We start from the raw sequence: 20,648 nt of genomic DNA on the forward strand, positions 1-20,648 counted from the left end.
GAATCCCTCTTCACCGACCACTTTAAAAAGCTCTGCAGAAATGCGGAGCTTTTTTGCATTTAAATTCCAGGCACATAATATCGTCTGATGCTAGAAACCTCTTTCTTGTTACCTATGTCATATAATTCTTAGTTTAAGTCTCATCTATCCTTGTATCTTTTTCCTTAGACTAATATTGGTTAATAACAAATCTATCTTGTTCGGTTTTTAATGGTTATCACAATAATAAACATTGATATGTTGTATGATTGTTAATCGAATGTTCTTTTTGTTAGTCTCTGTGCCACTTTTTATACTGTATTAATTGCTTTTATTTCCATTTTTTGCCAAATTGAAGTCACTTGTGTGTGCTTATTAAGCATTACATCGAATGGAATCGTTTTATATTGGCCTGTTGGAATAACAGAAATTGCCGATATTTTTAAGACAGGGTAGAAACTGTCACAGCAGTAGAGGTCTGGTAATGCCGCTTTTAGAAGTAAAAGATCTGAGGATTGAATATCCGTCGCGACATGGTGTACATGCCGCAGTAAAATCTTTGTCATTTAGTATTGAGCGTGGAGAAATCGTCGGCGTTGTTGGCGAGTCTGGCGCGGGTAAATCCACCGTTGGTAATGCGGTCATTGATCTATTGAGCCCACCAGGACGTATCGCTGGTGGCGAAGTTTATCTTGATGGTGAAAAAATATCCGGGTTAACACCGGAAGAAATGCGCTCAGTACGTGGCTCTAAAATTGGGTTTATCTTTCAAGACCCAATGACTTCTTTGAACCCTCTGTTTACCGTAGAGCATCAATTGACGGAAACCATTCATGCCAATATGAAGGTTTCTGATCAAGAAGCGTATGATCGCGCTTTATCTTTAATGAATCAGGTGGGTATCCCACAGCCTGAAAACCGCTTAAAACAATACCCACACCAATTTTCTGGTGGCATGCGTCAACGTGTCGTGATTGCGATTGCGTTAGCGGGTGAACCGGATTTGATTATTGCTGATGAACCTACTACGGCATTAGACGTATCTATTCAAGATCAAATTCTGAGCCTTATTCGCGAGCTTTGTATTAAGAATAACGTTGGTTGTATGTTGGTTACCCATGATATGGGTGTAGTGTCGAACGTGACCGACAAAGTCGCGGTGATGTATCGTGGTGATCTGGTTGAATTTGGCCCAACAGCAAAAGTATTAGGCACACCAGAGCATTCTTATACCCATAGCCTAATTTCTGCAGTGCCGCGTTCCGATAAAAAATTCGATCGATTCCCATTGGTGAGTTATATCGAAGAAGCGCATGAGCATCAGCCTTTAGATGTGAAAACCCATTGGTTAGGTCAAAGCCAAGATCAACGTGATTATACTGGACCTCTGCTGAATGTAGAAAATGTGAGTTTACGTTTTACTACCAAAGATTCCTTTTTTGAGTCCCGTCGTGAGTATGTTCAAGCCTCTAACAACGTTAGCTTTGAAGTACATGAAGGTGAAACCTTTGGCCTGGTGGGAGAGTCGGGTTCAGGGAAATCAACCATTGCGCGCGTTATCGCGGGGCTATATGCCCCAAATGAAGGCAAAGTGACCTTCGAAGGAATTGATCTCACTGCGATTAAATCAGAGCGTGAGCGTCGTCCTTTTAGACGTCAAATGCAAATGGTGTTCCAAAACCCTTACACCTCAATGAATCCACGCATGAAAATTTTCGACATCATTGCCGAACCGATTCGTTTTCACCAATTAACCCGCAATGAAACCGAAACCCGTCAGATCGTGCATGATCTATTGGATCACGTCGGTTTGGGGCGAATGGCTGGTGTGAAATACCCACATGAATTCTCTGGTGGTCAGCGTCAGCGCATTTCAATCGCGCGTGCATTGGCGACTCGTCCTCGTTTACTCATTTGTGACGAACCAACTTCTGCTTTGGACGTATCCGTTCAGGCACAGATCTTGAATCTATTAAAAGATTTACAAGATGAATTGAATTTAACCATGCTGTTTATCAGCCATGATTTGCCGGTTATTCGTCAAATGTGTGACCGAATTGGCGTGATGAAAATGGGGCAGTTACTGGAAGTCTCCCCAACTGAGCAACTGTTTACTGATCCGCAGCATGAATACAGTAAACAATTAATTTCCTTAATGCCTGAATTTACAGGATTAAGAGAAGAAGCGAAAAGCGCATAACGCGTCTACGCTTTGCCTTGGCTAGGTATTTTTAAGCCAACAATCACAGATGCAAAGAAACACAATATTTACACACTCTAAAAAACAACAATAGGGATAGATTCCCGCATGAAGGAGTTATGCAATGAAAACCATTAAGACCAAACTGGCGGTTGCACTAATGGCGGCAGGTTTAAGCTTTAATGCTTTAGCTGCCGATATCACCGTGGCTTATGATGCTGATCCAGTATCACTTGATCCACATGAGCAATTGTCTGGTGGTACGCTGCAGCTATCGCACATGGTATTCGACCCACTAGTTCGTTATAACCAAAAGTTTGAATTTGAAGCTCGCTTAGCTGAAAAATGGGAACGTATTGACGAAAAAACCATGCGTTTTCATCTACGCAAAGGCGTGAAGTTCCATTCTGGCAATACTATGACAGCCGATGATGTGGTGTGGACATTTAATCGTCTGCAACAATCTCAAGATTTCAAAGCTATTTTTGAACCATTTGAAAAAGCGGTGAAGGTTGATGATTATACTTTTGATCTCGTGACTAAAGATGCTTTCCCACTTGTACTGCAATCTGCAACCTACATCTTCCCAATGGATAGCAAGTTTTACTCAGGTAAAGATGACCAAGGCAATGATAAAGCTGCCATTGTAAAACACGGTAACTCTTTCGCATCAACGCATATTTCTGGTACAGGCCCTTTCATCGTCACCTCACGTGAGCAAGGCGTAAAAGTTGATTTTGAACGTTTTGCCGATTATTGGGATAAAGAAAGTAAAGGTAATGTGGATCATATTACTCTTAAGCCAATCAAAGAAAATGCCACTCGTGTCGCTGCGTTACTTTCTGGTGGCGTTGATATGATCGCCCCTGTTGCGCCAAATGATCACGACCGCGTGAAAAATGCAGATGGCATTGATTTAGTGACGCTACCGGGCACACGTATTATTACTTTCCAAATGAACCAAAACAGCAACCCAGCTTTAAAAGATAAGCGTGTTCGTCAGGCGATTGTTTACGCTATCAATAATGAAGGGATTGCAAAACGCATAATGAAAGGCTTTGCTACTGCGGCAGGCCAACAAAGCCCAGATGGTTATGCTGGTTATGATCCAGAGCTGAAACCACGTTACGATTTAGCGAAAGCTAAAGAACTAATGAAAGAAGCGGGTTATGAAAAAGGCTTGAGCTTAACCATGATCGCGCCAAATAACCGTTATGTGAATGATGCGAAAATTGCTCAAGCAGCAGCAGCGATGCTATCGAAAATCGGCATTAAAGTTGATTTGAAAACAATGCCTAAAGCGCAATACTGGCCTGAGTTTGATAAATGTGCGGCTGATATGTTGATGATTGGTTGGCATGCAGATACCGAAGATTCAGCGAATTTAACTGAATTCTTAACCATGACGCGTGATGAAAAAACAGGTAAAGGTCAATACAACTGTGGTTATTACTCAAACCCTGAAGTGGATAAGCTGATCAATACAGCCAATACCGAAACCGATACCGAGAAACGTAGCGCTGATCTGCAAAAAGTAGAACGTATTCTTTACGATGATGCGGCATTTGTTCCTCTACACTGGCAAAACCTTGCTTGGGGTGCGAAATCAAATGTTCACATCACACCAATTGTTAATGCGATGGAATTTCCATACTTTGGCGATTTAGTAGTTGATGAAAAATAAGCCAATTTAATTGGTGAATAACAATAATAAGTAAGCCGTATCTTAGGTTTAAAGCCTAGGTACGGCACATTTAGATTTTGTGTTGTTGGTGATTTTCCGACAGCATAACAAAGCTCAAGTTGAACCATTGATTGGTTCACTTGGCTTTCAAGGACTTTTAAGGGGCAAGGAATGTTTACGTTTCTGGTCAAGCGCCTGTTTCAGGCACTGATAGTGATGTTTGTGATCAGTCTAGTAGCGTTTTCCATTCAGGATAACCTAGGCGACCCGTTGCGTGAGTTGGTCGGACAATCAGTTTCTGAGGCAGAGCGTCAAGCACTGCGTGATGAGCTGGGTCTGAATGATCCGTTTACGGTGAAATACTCTCGCTTTGTAGTTAACGCACTGCATGGTGATTTAGGCACATCGTATTTTTTTAAAAAACCTGCAACTGAGGTCATTCTTGATAAGTTGGCAGCCACATTAGAGCTGGTATTTGGTGCCACGATAATAATTATTTTCTTATCAATCCCATTAGGGGTTTATTCAGCGATTCATCCTAAAAGCTTCTTAACTAAAATCATCATGGGTTTCAGTAGTGTAGGTATTTCTATTCCGGTTTTCTTAACCGCTATAATGCTGATGTACGTATTCTCTATTGAATTAGGATGGTTACCTTCTTATGGCCGTGGTGAAACGGTTGAAGTGCTAGGAACGGGCTGGCAATCAGGATTATTTACTCTTGATGGTCTGGCTCACCTTGTTTTACCGTGTGTTTCACTAGCTTCCATCATGTTGCCATTGTTTATCCGTTTGGTTCGCTCTGAAATGCTTGAAGTGTTGGGCTCGGAGTACATTAAGTTCTGTAAAGCTAAAGGTTTAGCAACCAATAAAATTTATTATCAACATGCTTTAAAAAATACTATGTTGCCAGTATTGACGGTGGGTGGTGTGCAAATTGGTACTATGGTGGCGTACACCATTTTAACCGAAACCGTCTTTCAATGGCCGGGTACAGGCTTCCTTTTCCTTGAGGCGATTAACCGTGTAGATACACCGTTAATTACCGCTTACGTTATCTTCGTTGGTTTAATTTTCGTTGTTACCAATACCATCGTCGATTTACTGTACGGTTTAGTTAACCCAACCGTGAACATTACTGGAAAAGGAGCGTAATCATGAATCAACAAACTTCATCGGTTGTTCCTACTCGTTGGGAACGCTTTAAACAATCCGACATTCTTTATTATTTCTTGCGTGATAAAGTCGCGATGGTGAGCTTCGCTGTTTTTATGGTGTTTTTCATTGCTGCACTATTCTCACCTTGGATCGCACCAAGTAACCCTTATGACCTGACGTCGATTGATATCATGGATTCAGAATTGCCACCATCATGGATGGAATATGGTGATTCTGCATTCTGGTTGGGTACGGATGACCAAGGTCGTGATATTTTCTCGACCATTTTATATGGCTCACGTTTGTCATTAATGATTGGTTTTTGTGCGGTGGCGTTGCAGCTGTTTTTAGGCATTATTATTGGTTTATCTGCTGGTTACTTTGGTGGACGTATTGATAGCTTCCTAATGCGCTTTGCTGATGTGCAGTTATCATTCTCAACCATGATGGTGGCGATCATTGTTTCGGCTATCTTTAAAGCCAGCTTTGGTGGTGAATTTTACGGGCAATATGCGGTATTAATGTTGATCGTAATTATCGGTATTGCCGAATGGCCTCAATATGCACGTACCATTCGTGCATCTGTATTGGCAGAGAAAAAGAAAGAATACGTTGAAGCGGCGCGAGTGATGGGTTTTCGTTCACCTCGTATTATGTTTCGTCATATTCTGCCGAACTGCTTGTCGCCAATTTTGGTTATTTCAACGGTGCAAATCGCTAATGCCATTATGTCGGAAGCGGCGTTGTCTTTCCTTGGCTTAGGTTTGCCGGTAGACCAACCATCACTAGGCTCATTAATTAGCATCGGTTTTAACTACATTTTCTCAGGCTCTTGGTGGATCACCGCTTTCCCTGGTTTTGTGTTAGTGACGATTGTACTGGTGATCAATCTGCTCGGTGACTGGTTACGTGATGTGTTTAACCCTAAGCTATATAAAGGCTAAACTTATTAGGTTCCTGATGGAGCTATGAGTATGATAATAAACCGTAGAGGGTAACTTCTGCGGTTTTCTTTTTGATTAGAGAGTAAAAGGATAGCTATGTTACGTCTGGCAATTATTGGTACGAACTGGATCACCGAGCGATTTGTACAAGCAGCATTGGAAGTGCAAGAGTTTGAACTCACCGCGGTATATTCTCGTAACCAAGCGCGCGCAAATGAATTTGCGGCACCGTTTAGCAATAATGCGGTATGTTTTACCGATTTGGAACAAATGGCGCGTAGTGATGCTTTTGACGCTGTTTATATTGCCAGCCCGAATTCCCTGCATTATGAACAAAGTGTACTGATGCTTGAAAATGGCAAGCATGTGATTTGCGAAAAACCGGTAGCCTCTAACATTGTTCAAGCGGAGCACATGTTCAAAGTTGCGGAAGAGAACAACGTTGTATTATTTGAAGCGTTTAAAACGGAGTATCTCCCTAATTTTTCACTGATTCATGAGCATTTACCTAAGCTTGGAAAAATGCATAAAGTGTTTATTAACTATTGTCAGTATTCTTCTCGTTATCAGCGTTACTTGGATGGAGAAAACCCAAATACCTTTAACCCTGCCTTTTCAAATGGCTCGATCATGGATATTGGCTTTTATTGTGTATCCAGTGCGGTGGCGTTATTTGGCGAGCCTAAAACCGTGCAAGCGAGTGCTCACCTGCTGGATTCTGGTGTAGATGCTCACGGCTCGGTCTTACTTCAATACTCGGATCATGATGTGGTGATTTCACACTCTAAAGTCTCAGATTCCACTATTCCAAGTGAAATTCAAGGTGAAGCTGGCTCGATGATTATTGAGCATATTTCAGAGTGCGATCATATTGTGTTGAAACTTCGAGGTGAAGAGGCGGTGACCTATCAAGTGCCACAAGTGGAAAACACCATGACTTATGAAGCACAGGTTTTTGCTGATCAAATCAAACAAGGCAAGCTATGTGAAAAAGCCAAAGCGCGTGCGCTAGGGGTATCTCGCATTACAACCGAAGTGCGTAAACAGGTTGGAGTAATATTTCCTGCCGACCAAGTGTAATGTAAAGAAGTTCCCTAGCTTGCATTACACAGGCTAGGGAAGATGATTTAAAAACGGCCATTGATCATTAAAATGAGTTGAGTTCGATCACCCACAATACCAGTGTACTCCATAGCGGCGGAGAGGTGCTTATTGAGCGATAAGTTAAACCCTAAAATACCCGCCCATTTATTGGTGTTTTCTTGTTCTACTTCAAAAGCGATGGTGTGAGGTGCATCAAAGTCTTTGGTTGCTTCCATGGTTTCTAAATTAAATCCACCGCTGATGGTCTGGCGAGTATCCATATAACTTGCGCCAGTGTATAAGGCTAACTCAAATCCATGATCGAGTGGGAAATTATAACCAACACGAGGCTGGATATTGATTGTGCCACCATCGACATTGGTTTTTTTCATTTCGGTTTGCGTGTAGACAATTGGCATCGTATAAAACCAATCTCCAATAGCGCCTGCTAACATCGCGCCAAAGCTGTAATTGTAACCCTCAACTTCTGCTTCTGCATTTAGTTGCCAAGGTTCGCCATTGAAAAGATCGGGTGGAGTATCGGGAAGTAATGAGCTGCCTGCTCGACATTTTACCGGATTCTTTGCGCAGTATGCTTGAATACCATCATTAACTGCATTCGTCACAGGATCGCTAGTTACAACGCTCCCCCTTGGCATGCTCATATTAATATCAATTGTGCCTTTTATTCGGCCGACAGTGGCAAATACATTTAAAAAAGGTAACACCCAAGCATCTATTTTTAATTGTGGAGTATTGGTATTCGTTCTAAATTTATCAAACGACAAAAAGTCGATATTGGTATTGGCAGATCCACCATAACCCACTTTTAAATTACTGATCGATTGATCTTGTTCAATATGGCTAAAAAGAAAACTTACCCCAAAAGGCAATGGCAAATCATAACCATTATAGATCGCGAGCTGTCCACCAAAAGGTAACACATGATCCCAAACCTTATCGTTAGGGTTATGTGGCTTACTTTGAGCGAGAACATTATTCATACTCGAGGAATCGACAGGTTTTGAATCCATTGGTACGGTATGCAAGCCCGCCTCGTTATCTGCAAGGGCAATATGGCTATAAAAAATGGGAGCAAATAGCAGAAAGAAAGGAAGCCTTGATCGGACTGATAAGGTTAAATGAAAACAGTGCATTAGGGCGTTACATAGAGTCATTATCCATTAATCTTCTATTATAGTGACAGTACAGCCTAACTTAGTGATGACGTGAGTCCTAGTCAGACGATCTCTTTTAAAAGAGGTTTATTTATAACAATAAAATAGGCTTATTGTATGACCTATACAATATCATAATGAGTGATATTAATGGTTTTTAGATAGAAAAAACAATAATCTTAATAAATATACAAGTAAGTAACTATTAAACAATAGGTTAAATTAAGGAGGAGGAAGGGGATGTTTTACCTCAATGCCACCAGAGCGAAGTTTGCTTAGAGTGGCAAGTTGAGTTGAATAGGGAAATCAATAATGATCTTTAAAAACGGCCATTTAATAATACTAAGGTCTGCTTACGGCTATCGGATTTATAACCGGTATGTTCCATGGCCAGAGAGAGCGATTTATTCAAGCTTAAGTTCACCCCCATAATACCCGCCCATTTATCTTCATTTTCTTGATCGACACTAAAGTTGAGCGTTTTAGGGCCAGCTTCGTCTTTACCGGCACCTTCACCAGGCGTGTAACCACCACTGATGGTTTGGTTGATATCCATGTAACTGGCACCAGTATACAAAGCGAGGTTATTCCCATTTGAAAAGTGGAAGTTATAACCCATCCTAGGTTGGATATTAACGACACCACCGCCGACATTGGTTGAAGCCATTTCATTCTTGGTATAAGACATTGGCATCACATAAAACCAATTGTGTACACCGCCTGCTAGCATAGTGCCTATGGTGTAATTATAGCCCCCGACATCGGCAGTTACGCCAAGATCGTAACTTGTTCCTGCCAACTTGTTTTTCACAATGGCTTTTCCGCCCTGTACAGCGCCATAACATGTTGCTCTTTTTGCTGGTGGTAAACTCTTGCAGTAATCATTAGCTGTCCCAATAAGCTTGGGACCTAATCCACTGTCAGAAAGACCATTTAATAGGCCATCCCCTGAAATATCGACATTTAAATCGGCTGTACCGGAAGAATGTCCAACTACACCGAAGACATTTAAAAACGGTAAGATCCACGCATCTATTTTTATTTGAGGGGCTATGGTATCGGTTTCAAATCGGTCGAATGATGCAATTGAATCGACATTAACGTTAGCGTTACCGTTATGGCCGACATTTAGATTAGAGATCAGTTGATTTTGCTTGGTCTTGCTATAAATCAAACTCACTCCAAAAGGCAAAGGCAAATCATAGCCATTATAGATAGCCACTTGAGCACCAAAAGGCAAAACGTGATCCCAGATTTGGTCATTTTTCTTTTGTGCTTCAGAACGGTCATCATCGCCATCAATACTGCTGGAATAAGAATGAATGCCAACCGCTTCACTTGGTTGATCGGTTGGTAAATCATAAGCGCGTACGCTTGCAGGCTCAGCTTGAGTTTCGCTGGTGTCTTCTGCTGCCATTGTTAGATTGCTAAAAATCATCGAAGCCATCAAGCAGGTAATGACCACTTGAGTAATGCGGACAGGCAATAAGCGATAAAAAGCGTGAATAGTATTCATTTAGGAAGACTCTTACTATTATCTGAACTAAAGCGCAGATGGAGAAACGGAGGTGACGGCTGCAAACCCATTGCTGGGGTATTTCTCGTCCTTGTTCCTTTATCCAAGTAAAATGGTATAAATAGGGTGGGTCATGGATATATGACAAAAATCCTTGTGGTGCAAGCCAGCGTAAGGCATTTCACTTTCTGTAAAATGTACATTTTGTTCTAAGTAAGTAGTTTTTGTTTGAATAATGAACAAAATGGTCGGCAAGTCTACTCTTTCATGAAAGCTCTGTCACTTTAATGACCATGAAAAGCTCCCTAAAAGGCATCATTTGACAGAACTTTTACTCGCGGCAGAATAACATCGATAAAAAAGCCCCGCGGTTAGGCGAGGCTGTTGTTTCAATTTAACGCGATGAGTAGCACCTATCGCATGGTAACAAACTCTTCCGAACCAGTCGGGTGAATCGCCACAACAGAATCGAAATCGGCTTTGGTGGCGCCCATCTTCATCGCAACGCCAAATCCTTGGATCATTTCATCGACTGCAAAACCAATGCCGTGTAGACCAACCACTTTTTCATCGTCACCTGCGCAAACCAGCTTCATTTTGCAGGGCTGACGATGTGAGGTTACTGCAGTGTACATCGCGGTAAAGCCAGATTGGTAGACCTTAACGTTAGCTTCGCCGTACTGCTTTATAGCTTCTGCTTCCGTTAAGCCAATGGTGCCGATAGGTGGGTGGCTAAACACTACTGTTGGGATAAGCGCATAATCCATCTTAGCGTTGGTTTGACCATTGAATAAACGCTCAGACAGTTGACGCCCCGCTTTAACGGCAACCGGCGTGAGTTCAACACCACCTTCCATGATGTCACCAACGCAGTAAATGCCTTTCACGTTGGTTTCTTGGTATTCATCTACTTTGATGTAACCACGTTCGTTGGTTTCAACACCGGTCACCTCAAGGTTAATTGCATCGGTTGCAGGGTGGCGGCCAATTGCCCAAATTAGGGTGTCAACGTTCTGGCTTTCACCATTTTCAAGATGAAGCGTAATGCTGCCATCGGCTTCTTTTACGACTTCTTTGGGGACAGAATTGGTGTGAAGGGTTGGGCCTTCGGCATTCATCACTTCAACTAAGGTATCCACAATTAAAGGATCGAAGCTGCGCAGTGGCGATTCTTTACGCACATATAAATGCGTTTCAGTGCCGAGTGCGCTTAATACGCCCGCGATTTCAACGGCAATGTAACCGGCGCCAACCACCGCAACACGTTTTGGTTGCTCGTTTAGCTCAAAGAAGCCATTTGAATCAATGCCGTGTTCCGCGCCCGGTACGTTTGGAATGCTTGGACGGCCACCCACAGCAATTAAAATATGATCGGCGGTGTAAAGCTCGCCGTTTACTTCAACGGTTTTTTCGTCAACAAATTTAGCAAAACCACGGATCACGTTGATTTTATTGTTGCCCAGTACGCGATCGTAAGATTCGTGAATACGACCAATGTAAGCTTGACGGTTTTCAACCAGTTTGGCCCAGTTGAAGCCTTTAACATCGATATCAAAGCCGTAATCTTTGGAGTATAGGTTAATTGCTTCAGCGACTTGTGCGCCATGCCACATCACTTTTTTTGGTACACAACCCACGTTGACACAAGTGCCGCCCAGATCTTGAGCTTCAATTAACGCCACTTTTGCGCCATGCATAGCGGCACGGTTTGCTGATGCGATGCCGCCACTACCGCCACCAATACAAATGTAATCAAAATGCGTTGTCATAGTGTTCTCCGTAACTGTCTTTTGGGCATGCGATGTTGTCGGCATGCGAGAAATTTGATGGATATCTTTATAATATTAATGGGGGTGGCTAAGGTGAACTGCAACCCCAATTAGGTTTGATTATTTTTAAAATTAGATTATTCAGGAACAATCCACTCCACTTTACTGTGTCCGGTGCTTGGTGCAATGGCTTGCTGTAAAATAGGAAGAATCTGATCCATCTGACTGGCTAATTTCCACGGGGGATTAATCACGATCATGCCAGAGGCGGTCATGCCACGCTCTTCGCTGTCCGGTGAGACGCCCAATTCGATCTGCAAAATATTGCGAATGTTGAGATCTTTTAATCCTTCAATCATGTCATCAATGGTATGACGATACACCACGGGATACCAAATCGCATAAACTCCGGTTGCCCAGCGTTTGTGGCTTTGAGAAATGGCTTTCACCACATCTTGGTATTCGTGTGCCAGTTCATAAGGTGGATCGATTAACACCAAACCACGACGCTCTTTAGGAGGCAAGCTTGCTTTTAAATGTTCAAAGCCATCTTTTTGATGAATGGTGACTTGACGATCACGGTGAAACTCTTGCTGCAATAATGGGTAATCACTAGGGTGCAACTCAGTGAGAACCATGCGGTCTTGATTGCGTAAGTGAGCACGTGCTACGCGTGGAGAGCCCGGATAATAACGAAGTTCTTCACCGTCATTTAACGTTGTAATCGCTTCAAGATAACTGGTGACGTCTTCAGGTAAATCTTGCCCCCAAATACGTGCGATGCCTTGTTTGTATTCGCCAGTCTTTTCCGACCATTCATGCGTTAAGTCGTAACGTCCAACACCTGCGTGGGTGTCGTGGTAAACAAATGGCTTATCTTTTTGTTTGAGGGCATTCAAAATAAGGCTTTGTACAATGTGTTTGACGACATCGGCATGGTTGCCGGCATGAAAACTGTGGCGATAACTCAGCATCGGGTATCTCGTTAAATTGGGTCAATATTGTGTTCAATGATACCTAAGAATAGCTTGAGATGCGTAACAAAAGATGGCTGAAATGAATTATTACTTTTGCCGCCATTGAAATTGGCATTGAATGGCTTCATTTAAGAAGTATGAAAGCGGTAAAACGCAGTGATCCCATTTCACGATTAAGGAAGCATTCATGTCTAATCCGTTATTAACCTTCACCGATCTCCCTCCGTTTACACAAATTAAACCAGAACAAGTTCAGCCTGCAATTGAACAAGCGATTGCCGATTGCCGAGCGCAAGTTGAAAATGTGCTTGCCAATGAGCAAGCGCCAAGCTGGGATACCATTTGTGAACCATTAACGGAAACCGATGATCGCCTTAGCCGTATTTGGTCGCCAATCAGCCATTTAAATTCAGTGAAAAACAGCAATGAACTGCGTGAAGTTTATGAAGCGTGTTTGCCGTTGTTGTCGGAATATGGCACTTGGGTTGGCCAGCATAAAGGGTTATATGAAGCGTATAAAGCCATTAAAGCCAGTGATGAATTTGCCTCTCTCAATACCGCGCAACAAAAATCGATTACCGATGCCTTAAAAGACTTTGAATTATCTGGTATTGGTTTGCCGCTTAATGAGCAAAAACGTTATGGTGACATCAGTAAGCGTTTATCTGAATTAGGTTCAACCTTCTCAAACAATGTACTCGACGCCACTATGGGGTGGTCAAAGCATGTGACCGATGAAGCGGAACTGGCTGGCATGCCTGAATCGGCAATGGCAGCGGCAAAAGCTAATGCCGAAGCAAAAGAATTAGACGGTTGGTTGCTCACATTGGAGATGCCATCTTACATTCCAGTGATGACCTATTGTGATAACCAAGCGCTGCGCCAAGAAATGTATGAAGCCTTTGTGACTCGTGCTTCTGATCGTGGTCCTAATGCCGGTAAGTGGGATAACACCGAAGTGATGGCTGAAGAGCTAAAGCTGCGTCATGAAATTGCGCGTTTATTGGGTTTTAGTTCCTATGCTGAAAAATCACTGGCGACCAAAATGGCAGAAACGCCTGCGCAAGTGATGGGGTTTTTAAACGACTTAGCGGTGAAAGTGAAGCCTCAAGGTGTGCGTGAAGTTGAAGAGTTACGCCAATTTGCCGAGCAAGAGTTTGGTGTCACCGAGCTGAACTTGTGGGACATTGGTTATTACAGTGAAAAGCAAAAACAAAAGCTTTTCCAAATTTCCGATGAAGAACTGCGTCCATACTTTCCTGAGTCAAAAGTGGTGGCCGGATTATTTGAAGTGCTAAACCGAGTGTTTGGTATGACGGTAACGGAAAAGCAAGGTGTGGAAGTGTGGCATGACTCGGTTCGCTTCTTTGAAATTAAAGATGCAAAAGGTCAATTACGTGGCAGTTTCTACCTAGATTTATACGCCCGTGAACACAAACGTGGCGGTGCATGGATGGACGAATGTCGTGTGCGCCGTAACTTGCCAAACGGTGAAATTCAATCACCAGTGGCGTACCTAACGTGTAACTTCAACAAACCCGTGGGCGATAAGCCAGCCTTGTTTACTCATGATGAAGTGGTGACCTTGTTCCATGAATTTGGTCATGGTATCCATCACATGTTAACTCAAGTGGAAGTGGCTGCGGTTTCTGGCATTAATGGTGTGCCTTGGGATGCGGTTGAGCTGCCAAGTCAGTTCCTTGAAAACTGGTGTTGGGAAGAAGAGGCGTTATCTTTCATTTCGAGTCATTATGAAACCGGTGAGCCATTACCTAAAGACATGTTAGATAAAATGCTGGCGGCGAAGAATTTCCAATCGGCGATGTTTATTCTGCGACAATTAGAGTTTGGTCTATTCGACTTCACACTACACTCGCAATACGATCCAGACATTGGCGCGAAAGTGTTAGAAACGCTGGCCGAAGTGAAAGCTAAAGTGGCGGTATTGCCAGGGCTTGAGTGGAACCGATTCTCGCACGCGTTCAGTCATATTTTTGCTGGTGGTTACAGCGCTGGTTACTATAGCTACTTATGGGCCGAAGTGCTTTCAAGCGATGCGTTCTCACGCTTTGAAGAAGAAGGTATTTTTAATAAAGAAACCGGTCAGAGCTTCTTAAACAATATCCTTGAGATGGGTGGCAGTGAAGAGCCGATGGAGCTATTCAAACGCTTCCGTGGCCGTGAACCACAGATTGATGCGATGTTGCGTCATGCGGGAATAGAAGGGTAAAAATGAATGCGGAGTCTCGGGCGCTTTATTGCTCGTGACTTGAAAAAGAGAAGGCGATCCTATGTTAAGTGGGATCGCTTTTATGTTATCTAGATAATGATTTGCACGTATCAAAAGCTTGCCCGAGAAACTGTCACTATCTAATCAACCTCTTGGTTTTATCTCCTGCCAACACATTCGATAACTTCTCCAATAACGAACCACTTTGTTGCCAATAATGCCAGTATAGTGGGACGTGTATTCCTTCTTTTTCTGGGAATATATCCATCAGTTCATCAACGAAAGGCTGAGCTTGTATGACTGGTAATATTCCGTAGCCTTGACCATTGATTATCATGCTGGCCAACCCTTCGCTGGATGGACAAATATGATAAGGAAAGTTCTCATTAAACCCCCACTTTTGAAATTGCTGCTTTTGCAACTTATCATCCGCACCAAAAATAACGGCTGGCACTTTGCTCAATATGGCTTGTTGTTGTGCAATGGACTTATTATCTTCAAAATACTGCTGATGAAAACTAGCCGAGCAATAAAAGCGATATTCCATCGTACCTAAATACTCACAACGAGTACCGGCTAGCGGTTTGTTTGAGCTGCATAAGCAGCCGAGCACTAAACCTTCTTCCAAATGTTTTAGCCCTTGGCTTTGATCTTCAATCACTAAATCAAACACCACTTTATGTTGTTGGCTAAAACTTTGAACAGCACTGAGCCACCACGTAGCGAGGCTATCTGCATTGACCACGACTTTTAATTGATGAGCGTGATCGTTAATGTTAAGCCGATGATTCACTTCTAATTCGAGTTGTTTGACTTTTATGACATGGTCAGCAAGCGCTTGACCGGTTGGGGTTAGTGAGAGACTTTTTCCTCGGCGAACTAAAATACTGCCTACTCGTTGCTCTAGATTGGTAATGCGTTGAGATATCGCCGATTGAGAAATGTTCAATTCTTGTGCGGCCACTTCAAAGCTTTTTAGTGCCCCAATGCGCTCTAGGGATTCTAGTAATTTATAGTCAAACATAATCGGCCCTTATTGAAAACAACTAGTTAAGTAAATTTAATGTAGGATAAGTTTTTTTAATTTTAACTTAAGTTGGTTTGAGTGCAATATACGGTTATTCGGTAAGGTTGTGAATTAAGGGATAAACAATGTTAAGTGTGGCATTAAAAGGGGCGTTTGTTTCTGGCAGTTTGATTGTCGCCATTGGCAGTCAGAATGCTTTTTTGCTGAAGTCAGGTTTGAAAAATAACCATGTGATGATGGTGGCGACCATCTGTTTCATGGGCGATATTTTACTGATCAGCACTGGCATTCTTGGGGTTGGGGCATTATTAGAACAATCACCAATGCTGACACAAATCTTAACCTTATGCGGCATTGTTTTTTTATGTTGGTACGGTTGGTTATCCGCTAAATCGGCGTGGCGTGGGCAAAGTCATTTGGATATTGATAACAGCGAAGTCAGTCGTAATTGGATCAAAGTCGCGATGATGACCTTAGCCATGACCTTTCTGAATCCGCATGTGTACATTGATACTATTGTGGTTCTGGGTGGCATTACCTCGTCATTGAATTTTGATGAGAAACAATGGTTTCTAATCGGCGCATTATCGGCTTCAGCGATTTGGTTTTATGGTTTGGCATATGTGGCGAAAAAACTCATTCCGGTATTTGCCAAACCTAGTACCTGGCGAGTGTTAGATAGTGTGATTGCGGTGATTATGTTTTCGATTGCCATTGGATTATTAAGGACGCTGCTTTTGAACTCATAGAAAGTACGTGAAAAACAATATTCGAACATAAAAAAAGGCTTCCCGCATTCTCGCCAACTGAGAAATAAGGAAGCCTTTTGATTAAGGGAATTTTAATCGTTTTCGAACCTCGAGCGGTGGAGCACTCGAGGTTCGAATATCGCTGTGTTACGAGAACTGATTCATGGTGTTATTTTCGCCAGAGGCTTTCAGTGCTTGGTCGCCTGAGAAGTATTCTTTATGGTCATCACCAATGTTAGAACCAGACATATCTTGGTGTTTCACTGATGCTAAACCTTGACGCAGTTCTTTACGTTGAACGCCTGCAACATAAGCCAACATGCCTTGCTCACCGAAGTAGTCTTTCGCCAAATTATCAGTTGAAAGCGCTGCTGTGTGGTAAGTCGGTAGCGTAATCAAGTGGTGGAAAATACCCGCTTGCGCTGCTGCATCGCGTTGGAAGCTTTGGATTTTCGCATCCGCTTCTAGTGCTAACTCAGAACCGTCGTACACTTGACTCATCAATTGTGCGCGGTCGTAAGTCGCAACGTCTTTGCCTTCTTCTGTCCATGCATCAAATACTTGCTGACGGAAGTTTAGCGTCCAGTTGAACGATGGGCTGTTGTTGTAAACCAGTTTCGCATTTGGAATGACTTCACGAATGCGGTTTACCATGCCAGCGATTTGCTCAACGTGTGGTTTTTCCGTTTCAATCCACAATAGATCCGCACCGTTTTGTAGAGAGGTAATGCAGTCTAGTACTACGCGATCTTCACCTGTATCAGGTTTGAAGCGAATCAGACCGTTTGGCAGACGAGTGGGTTTGATCACTGCATCACCTTGTTTTAATACCATGTCACCAGATTCAAGCTCTGATAAAGAAGTGATTTCTACGCCATCGATGAAGGCATTGTATTGGTCAGAAAGGTCGCCCGCAGTTTGAGACACTGGGATTTTCTGAGTAAGGCCTGCACCTAGTGAATCGGTACGTGCCACGATAACGCCATCTTCAACGCCCATTTCTAGGAATGCGTAACGAACCGCATTTATTTTCGCTAAGAAATCTTCGTGTGGTACGGTTACTTTACCGTCTTGGTGACCACATTGTTTCGCATCTGACACTTGGTTTTCGATTTGGATACAACATGCACCCGCTTCAATCATTTTCTTGGCCAGTAGGTAAGTCGCTTCTTCGTTACCAAAACCGGCATCGATATCGGCAATGATTGGAACAACATGCGTTTCAAAATTGTCGATTTGATTTTGTACGGCTTGTACTTTTATTTGGTCGCCTGACGCTTGCGCTGCATCGAGATCTTTGAATAGATGATTCAATTCACGAGCATCAGCTTGTTTTAAGAAGGTGTACAGCTCTTCAATCAGCATTGGTACTGTCGTTTTCTCATGCATGGATTGGTCTGGTAATGGGCCAAACTCAGAGCGCATTGCTGCAACCATCCAACCTGAAAGGTAAAGGTAGCGACCACGAGTAGTTTCAAAATGCTTCTTAATTGAAATCATTTTTTGTTGGCCGATGAATCCATGCCAGCAACCTAGAGATTGTGTGTAGTTGGCAGAATCACGGTCGTAAGAATCCATATCTTCACGCATGATTTTTGCGGTGTAGCGAGCGATATCCAAACCGGTTTTGAAGCGGTTTTGTAGGCGCATACGAGCTACGTATTCTGGCGTGATAGCGCTCCAAGTGCTGCCTTGTTTTTCAATCATGCTGGTTGCATCAGAAAGCTGTTGCTTGTAGCTGTTTTGTTGAGTTGTATTAGTCGTTGGCATAATGAATCCCTTCTTTTTATTTGAGATAGAACACTTCGCTTCTTGTGGCTAGGATGTTCTTATTCTTCGTTTCAGTTATTGGATGTTAGTATTTTCAGTTTCGTAAATTATTGGATTAGGCCTTAATGTTTTATCCTTTAGCCCAAGCTCTATATTGATGCAATAGCGGTTCGGTGTAGCCACTTGGCTGATTGCGACCCTGGAAGATAAGTTCTCTTGCCGCTTGAAACGCTAAGCTTTGTTCAATTTTTGGCAGCATTGGTTTGTATCCTGCTGACCCTTGGTTTTGTGTATCGACCACTTGCGCCATTTTGTGCATGCTGTCCATCACTTGCTCTGGGCGGCAGATGCCGTGTAATAACCAGTTCGCAATGTGTTGGCTTGAAATACGCAAGGTGGCGCGGTCTTCCATTAGTTCAATATTGTTGATGTCAGGCACTTTTGAACAACCGATGCCCATTTCTACCCAGCGAACTACGTAGCCTAAAATGCCTTGAATGTTATTATCCAGTTCGTTTTCAACTTGTTGTTCGGTCAGCTCGTTTTCACTTAATAGTTCAATGCTTAGCAAATCTTCAAGTTTGGCTGGTGCTCGGTTTACAACGCTTGCTTGTTGTTCAAATACACTCACTTGATGGTAATGAATCGCATGTAAAGTCGCTGCCGTTGGTGACGGTACCCAAGCGGTATTCGCGCCCGACTGTGGGTGAGTCACTTTTGCATCCATCATGGCTTTCATTTCATCGGGCATCGCCCACATGCCTTTACCAATCTGTGCTTTGCCAGCAAAACCACACGCTAGACCCACTTCTACATTGTTGTTTTCGTAAGCGCTGATCCATGCTTGATGTTTAATGTCGCCTTTTGGCTTGAATGCGCCTGCTTGCATGCTGGTGTGGATTTCATCACCAGTGCGGTCAAGGAAACCTGTGTTGATGAATACCACGCGAGATTGTGCAGCGCGGATACATTCTTTTAGGTTTACCGTGGTGCGGCGCTCTTCATCCATAATGCCCATTTTGATGGTGTTCGGTGCAAGTTCTAGCATCTGCTCAACACGTTCAAAAATTTCATTACTAAACGCGACTTCTTCAGGGCCATGCATTTTCGGTTTAACAATATAAATGCTGCCAGTGCGGCTGTTGGTAACGCGACATGCTTGTGGGTTCTTGATTTCAATCGAAGCAATCAACGCGGTGATCACAGCATCAATCAAGCCTTCTGGCATGTTTTGACCGTTCGGCGTTTGCACCAGATCGCTAGTCATTAAGTGACCAACATTACGCACCATTAATAATGAGCGGCCATGTAAGTTGTAGTCGTCACCATTTTTATGGGTGTAGCTACGGTCGCAATTTAAACGGCGGATCTGTGTTTGGTTGCCTTTATTAATCGTGGTTGTTAGGTTGCCGGTGATTAAACCAAACCAGTTACGGTACGCTTCAATTTTGTCTTCACTGTCAACCGCGGCAACCGAATCTTCAAAATCCATAATGGTAGAAAGTGCCGATTCAATTTGAATATCGTCTAAACCCGCAATGTCGGTTTTACCAATCTCACCTTTACGGTTAATGATAAGTTCGATGTGTAAGTTATTGTTTTTCAAAACGATAGATGTTGGATCTACATCTGGGTTACTTGACGCTACAAACTGGCAAGGTTGCGCTAAACCCGATTGGCTACCATCTGGGAAGGTTGCCAATAAATGGTGGAAGTACACCGAGTAGCTTTGTACATCGTGATGAGAACCTTCTTTTAATGGGAAGTTGTCATCTAAAAACGTTTTGGCAAAAGCAATCACATGCTTACCACGAGCTGGGTTGTATTTTTTGCACGCTTTCAAGCCATCGCATTGGGCTATGATGTCACTGCCGTAAGCAGCATCGTATAGGCTTCCCCAACGAGCATTGGCAGCATTTAAAGCAAAGCGAGCGTTTTTAATTGGCACTACCAACTGTGGACCTGCCATGGTTGAGATTTCTTCATCAACATTTTGTGTGCTGATTTGAAAATCGTCACCCTGTGGCGCTAGGTAACCAATCTGCTGTAAAAATGCTTGGTATTCGTTGGCATTAAATTGAGGGTTCGCTTGATGCCAGCCGTCAATTTGTTGCTGCAATGAATCACGTTTTTCTAATAACTCATGATTTTTGGGCGCTAGGTCATTCAGTAATTGACTGAAGTTATGCCAAAATTGCTCTTGATTAAGTCCAGTCAGAGGCAACACATCTTGGTTGACGAATTGAACTAGGCCAGCGTTGATCTGATGAGCGATCGATGGTGTGGTATTGCTATTGATTGTCTGAGCTAAGTTCATAATGTTTCCCTCGTGTTGCTGTGTAATAACTTTCTATAGTCATAATTTGGTGCGCAATTCACAAACT

General features: G+C 42.9%; 15 protein-coding genes. 7 read left to right on the forward strand and 8 right to left on the reverse strand.

From position 1 onward, the window contains the following. Window positions 1-290: 290 nt before the first annotated feature. Complete coding sequence (locus tag A1QC_RS15580; RefSeq protein WP_198926392.1) at window positions 291-545, reverse strand: hypothetical protein; 255 nt, start codon at window positions 543-545, stop codon at window positions 291-293. On the opposite strand from A1QC_RS15580, the gene A1QC_RS00555 reads away from it, so the two are divergent. From A1QC_RS00555 to A1QC_RS00575, 5 genes are all read left to right on the forward strand, one after another. Next, on the forward strand, window positions 464-2,179 hold the full coding sequence (locus A1QC_RS00555; RefSeq protein WP_017025317.1) for a dipeptide ABC transporter ATP-binding protein: 1,716 nt from the start codon (window positions 464-466) through the stop codon (window positions 2,177-2,179). The genes A1QC_RS15580 and A1QC_RS00555 overlap by 82 nt on opposite strands. Before the next feature lie 124 nt (window positions 2,180-2,303). Then, window positions 2,304-3,863, forward strand: coding sequence for an ABC transporter substrate-binding protein (locus A1QC_RS00560; RefSeq protein WP_017025318.1), 1,560 nt, complete (start codon window positions 2,304-2,306; stop codon window positions 3,861-3,863). 171 nt (window positions 3,864-4,034) lie between these two features. Further along, window positions 4,035-5,018, forward strand: a complete 984-nt coding sequence (locus A1QC_RS00565) for an ABC transporter permease (protein ID WP_017025319.1) — start codon at window positions 4,035-4,037, stop codon at window positions 5,016-5,018. Between the two features lie 2 nt (window positions 5,019-5,020). Beyond that, window positions 5,021-5,965, forward strand: coding sequence for an ABC transporter permease (locus tag A1QC_RS00570; protein ID WP_017025320.1), 945 nt, complete (start codon window positions 5,021-5,023; stop codon window positions 5,963-5,965). A gap of 96 nt (window positions 5,966-6,061) precedes the next feature. Beyond that, on the forward strand, window positions 6,062-7,045 hold the full coding sequence (locus tag A1QC_RS00575) for a Gfo/Idh/MocA family protein (protein WP_017025321.1): 984 nt from the start codon (window positions 6,062-6,064) through the stop codon (window positions 7,043-7,045). A gap of 47 nt (window positions 7,046-7,092) precedes the next feature. On the opposite strand, the gene A1QC_RS00580 is transcribed toward A1QC_RS00575, so the two are convergent. The 4 genes from A1QC_RS00580 to A1QC_RS00595 form a co-directional block, all read right to left on the reverse strand. Further along, entirely contained in the window at window positions 7,093-8,097 is a 1,005-nt protein-coding gene (locus A1QC_RS00580; RefSeq protein ID WP_141705948.1) for an outer membrane beta-barrel protein, read from the reverse strand. 448 nt (window positions 8,098-8,545) lie between these two features. Continuing rightward, window positions 8,546-9,742: a hypothetical protein gene (locus tag A1QC_RS00585; protein WP_017025323.1), complete on the reverse strand. Its 1,197-nt coding sequence runs from the start codon at window positions 9,740-9,742 to the stop codon at window positions 8,546-8,548. Window positions 9,743-10,155: 413 nt separating this feature from the next. After that, window positions 10,156-11,511, reverse strand: coding sequence for a glutathione-disulfide reductase (gene gorA, locus A1QC_RS00590; RefSeq protein WP_017025324.1), 1,356 nt, complete (start codon window positions 11,509-11,511; stop codon window positions 10,156-10,158). A 137-nt stretch (window positions 11,512-11,648) separates the two neighbouring features. After that, entirely contained in the window at window positions 11,649-12,485 is an 837-nt protein-coding gene (locus A1QC_RS00595) for a 23S rRNA (adenine(2030)-N(6))-methyltransferase RlmJ (RefSeq protein WP_017025325.1), read from the reverse strand. A 190-nt stretch (window positions 12,486-12,675) separates the two neighbouring features. On the opposite strand from A1QC_RS00595, the gene prlC reads away from it, so the two are divergent. Beyond that, window positions 12,676-14,718, forward strand: coding sequence for an oligopeptidase A (gene prlC / locus A1QC_RS00600; RefSeq protein WP_017025326.1), 2,043 nt, complete (start codon window positions 12,676-12,678; stop codon window positions 14,716-14,718). A gap of 136 nt (window positions 14,719-14,854) precedes the next feature. Here prlC and A1QC_RS00605 read toward each other — a convergent pair whose 3' ends face one another. Continuing rightward, complete coding sequence (locus A1QC_RS00605; protein WP_017025327.1) at window positions 14,855-15,742, reverse strand: ArgP/LysG family DNA-binding transcriptional regulator; 888 nt, start codon at window positions 15,740-15,742, stop codon at window positions 14,855-14,857. Window positions 15,743-15,870: 128 nt separating this feature from the next. Between A1QC_RS00605 and A1QC_RS00610 the strand changes: the two genes are divergently transcribed. Next, window positions 15,871-16,494: a LysE/ArgO family amino acid transporter gene (locus A1QC_RS00610; RefSeq protein ID WP_017025328.1), complete on the forward strand. Its 624-nt coding sequence runs from the start codon at window positions 15,871-15,873 to the stop codon at window positions 16,492-16,494. Window positions 16,495-16,641: 147 nt separating this feature from the next. Here A1QC_RS00610 and A1QC_RS00615 read toward each other — a convergent pair whose 3' ends face one another. Together A1QC_RS00615 and A1QC_RS00620 are read right to left on the reverse strand one after the other, a co-directional pair. After that, window positions 16,642-18,201 carry an isocitrate lyase gene (locus A1QC_RS00615; protein WP_241796507.1) on the reverse strand — a complete coding sequence of 520 codons (1,560 nt, stop codon included), beginning with the start codon at window positions 18,199-18,201 and terminating at the stop codon, window positions 16,642-16,644. Between the two features lie 193 nt (window positions 18,202-18,394). Continuing rightward, window positions 18,395-20,581 (reverse strand): malate synthase G, encoded by a 2,187-nt coding sequence (locus tag A1QC_RS00620; RefSeq protein ID WP_017025330.1) that lies wholly within the window; start codon window positions 20,579-20,581, stop codon window positions 18,395-18,397. Window positions 20,582-20,648: the final 67 nt, after the last annotated feature.

The organism is Vibrio rumoiensis 1S-45 (assembly GCF_000286955.2).
GTDB lineage: Bacteria > Pseudomonadota > Gammaproteobacteria > Enterobacterales > Vibrionaceae > Vibrio > Vibrio rumoiensis_A.

What these genes read in the sequence shown, in the direction of transcription:
- prlC (WP_017025326.1), top strand. Translation starts at nt 12,676, where the DNA reads ATGTCTAATCCGTTATTAACCTTCACCGATCTCCCTCCGTTTACACAA.
- A1QC_RS00585 (WP_017025323.1), bottom strand. Translation starts at nt 9,742, where the DNA reads ATGAATACTATTCACGCTTTTTATCGCTTATTGCCTGTCCGCATTACT.
- A1QC_RS00620 (WP_017025330.1), bottom strand. Translation starts at nt 20,581, where the DNA reads ATGAACTTAGCTCAGACAATCAATAGCAATACCACACCATCGATCGCT.
- A1QC_RS00610 (WP_017025328.1), top strand. Translation starts at nt 15,871, where the DNA reads ATGTTAAGTGTGGCATTAAAAGGGGCGTTTGTTTCTGGCAGTTTGATT.
- A1QC_RS00595 (WP_017025325.1), bottom strand. Translation starts at nt 12,485, where the DNA reads ATGCTGAGTTATCGCCACAGTTTTCATGCCGGCAACCATGCCGATGTC.
- A1QC_RS00575 (WP_017025321.1), top strand. Translation starts at nt 6,062, where the DNA reads ATGTTACGTCTGGCAATTATTGGTACGAACTGGATCACCGAGCGATTT.
- A1QC_RS00570 (WP_017025320.1), top strand. Translation starts at nt 5,021, where the DNA reads ATGAATCAACAAACTTCATCGGTTGTTCCTACTCGTTGGGAACGCTTT.
- A1QC_RS00605 (WP_017025327.1), bottom strand. Translation starts at nt 15,742, where the DNA reads ATGTTTGACTATAAATTACTAGAATCCCTAGAGCGCATTGGGGCACTA.
- A1QC_RS00560 (WP_017025318.1), top strand. Translation starts at nt 2,304, where the DNA reads ATGAAAACCATTAAGACCAAACTGGCGGTTGCACTAATGGCGGCAGGT.
- A1QC_RS15580 (WP_198926392.1), bottom strand. Translation starts at nt 545, where the DNA reads ATGACAAAGATTTTACTGCGGCATGTACACCATGTCGCGACGGATATT.
- A1QC_RS00555 (WP_017025317.1), top strand. Translation starts at nt 464, where the DNA reads ATGCCGCTTTTAGAAGTAAAAGATCTGAGGATTGAATATCCGTCGCGA.
- A1QC_RS00615 (WP_241796507.1), bottom strand. Translation starts at nt 18,201, where the DNA reads ATGATTGAAAAACAAGGCAGCACTTGGAGCGCTATCACGCCAGAATAC.
- A1QC_RS00565 (WP_017025319.1), top strand. Translation starts at nt 4,035, where the DNA reads ATGTTTACGTTTCTGGTCAAGCGCCTGTTTCAGGCACTGATAGTGATG.
- gorA (WP_017025324.1), bottom strand. Translation starts at nt 11,511, where the DNA reads ATGACAACGCATTTTGATTACATTTGTATTGGTGGCGGTAGTGGCGGC.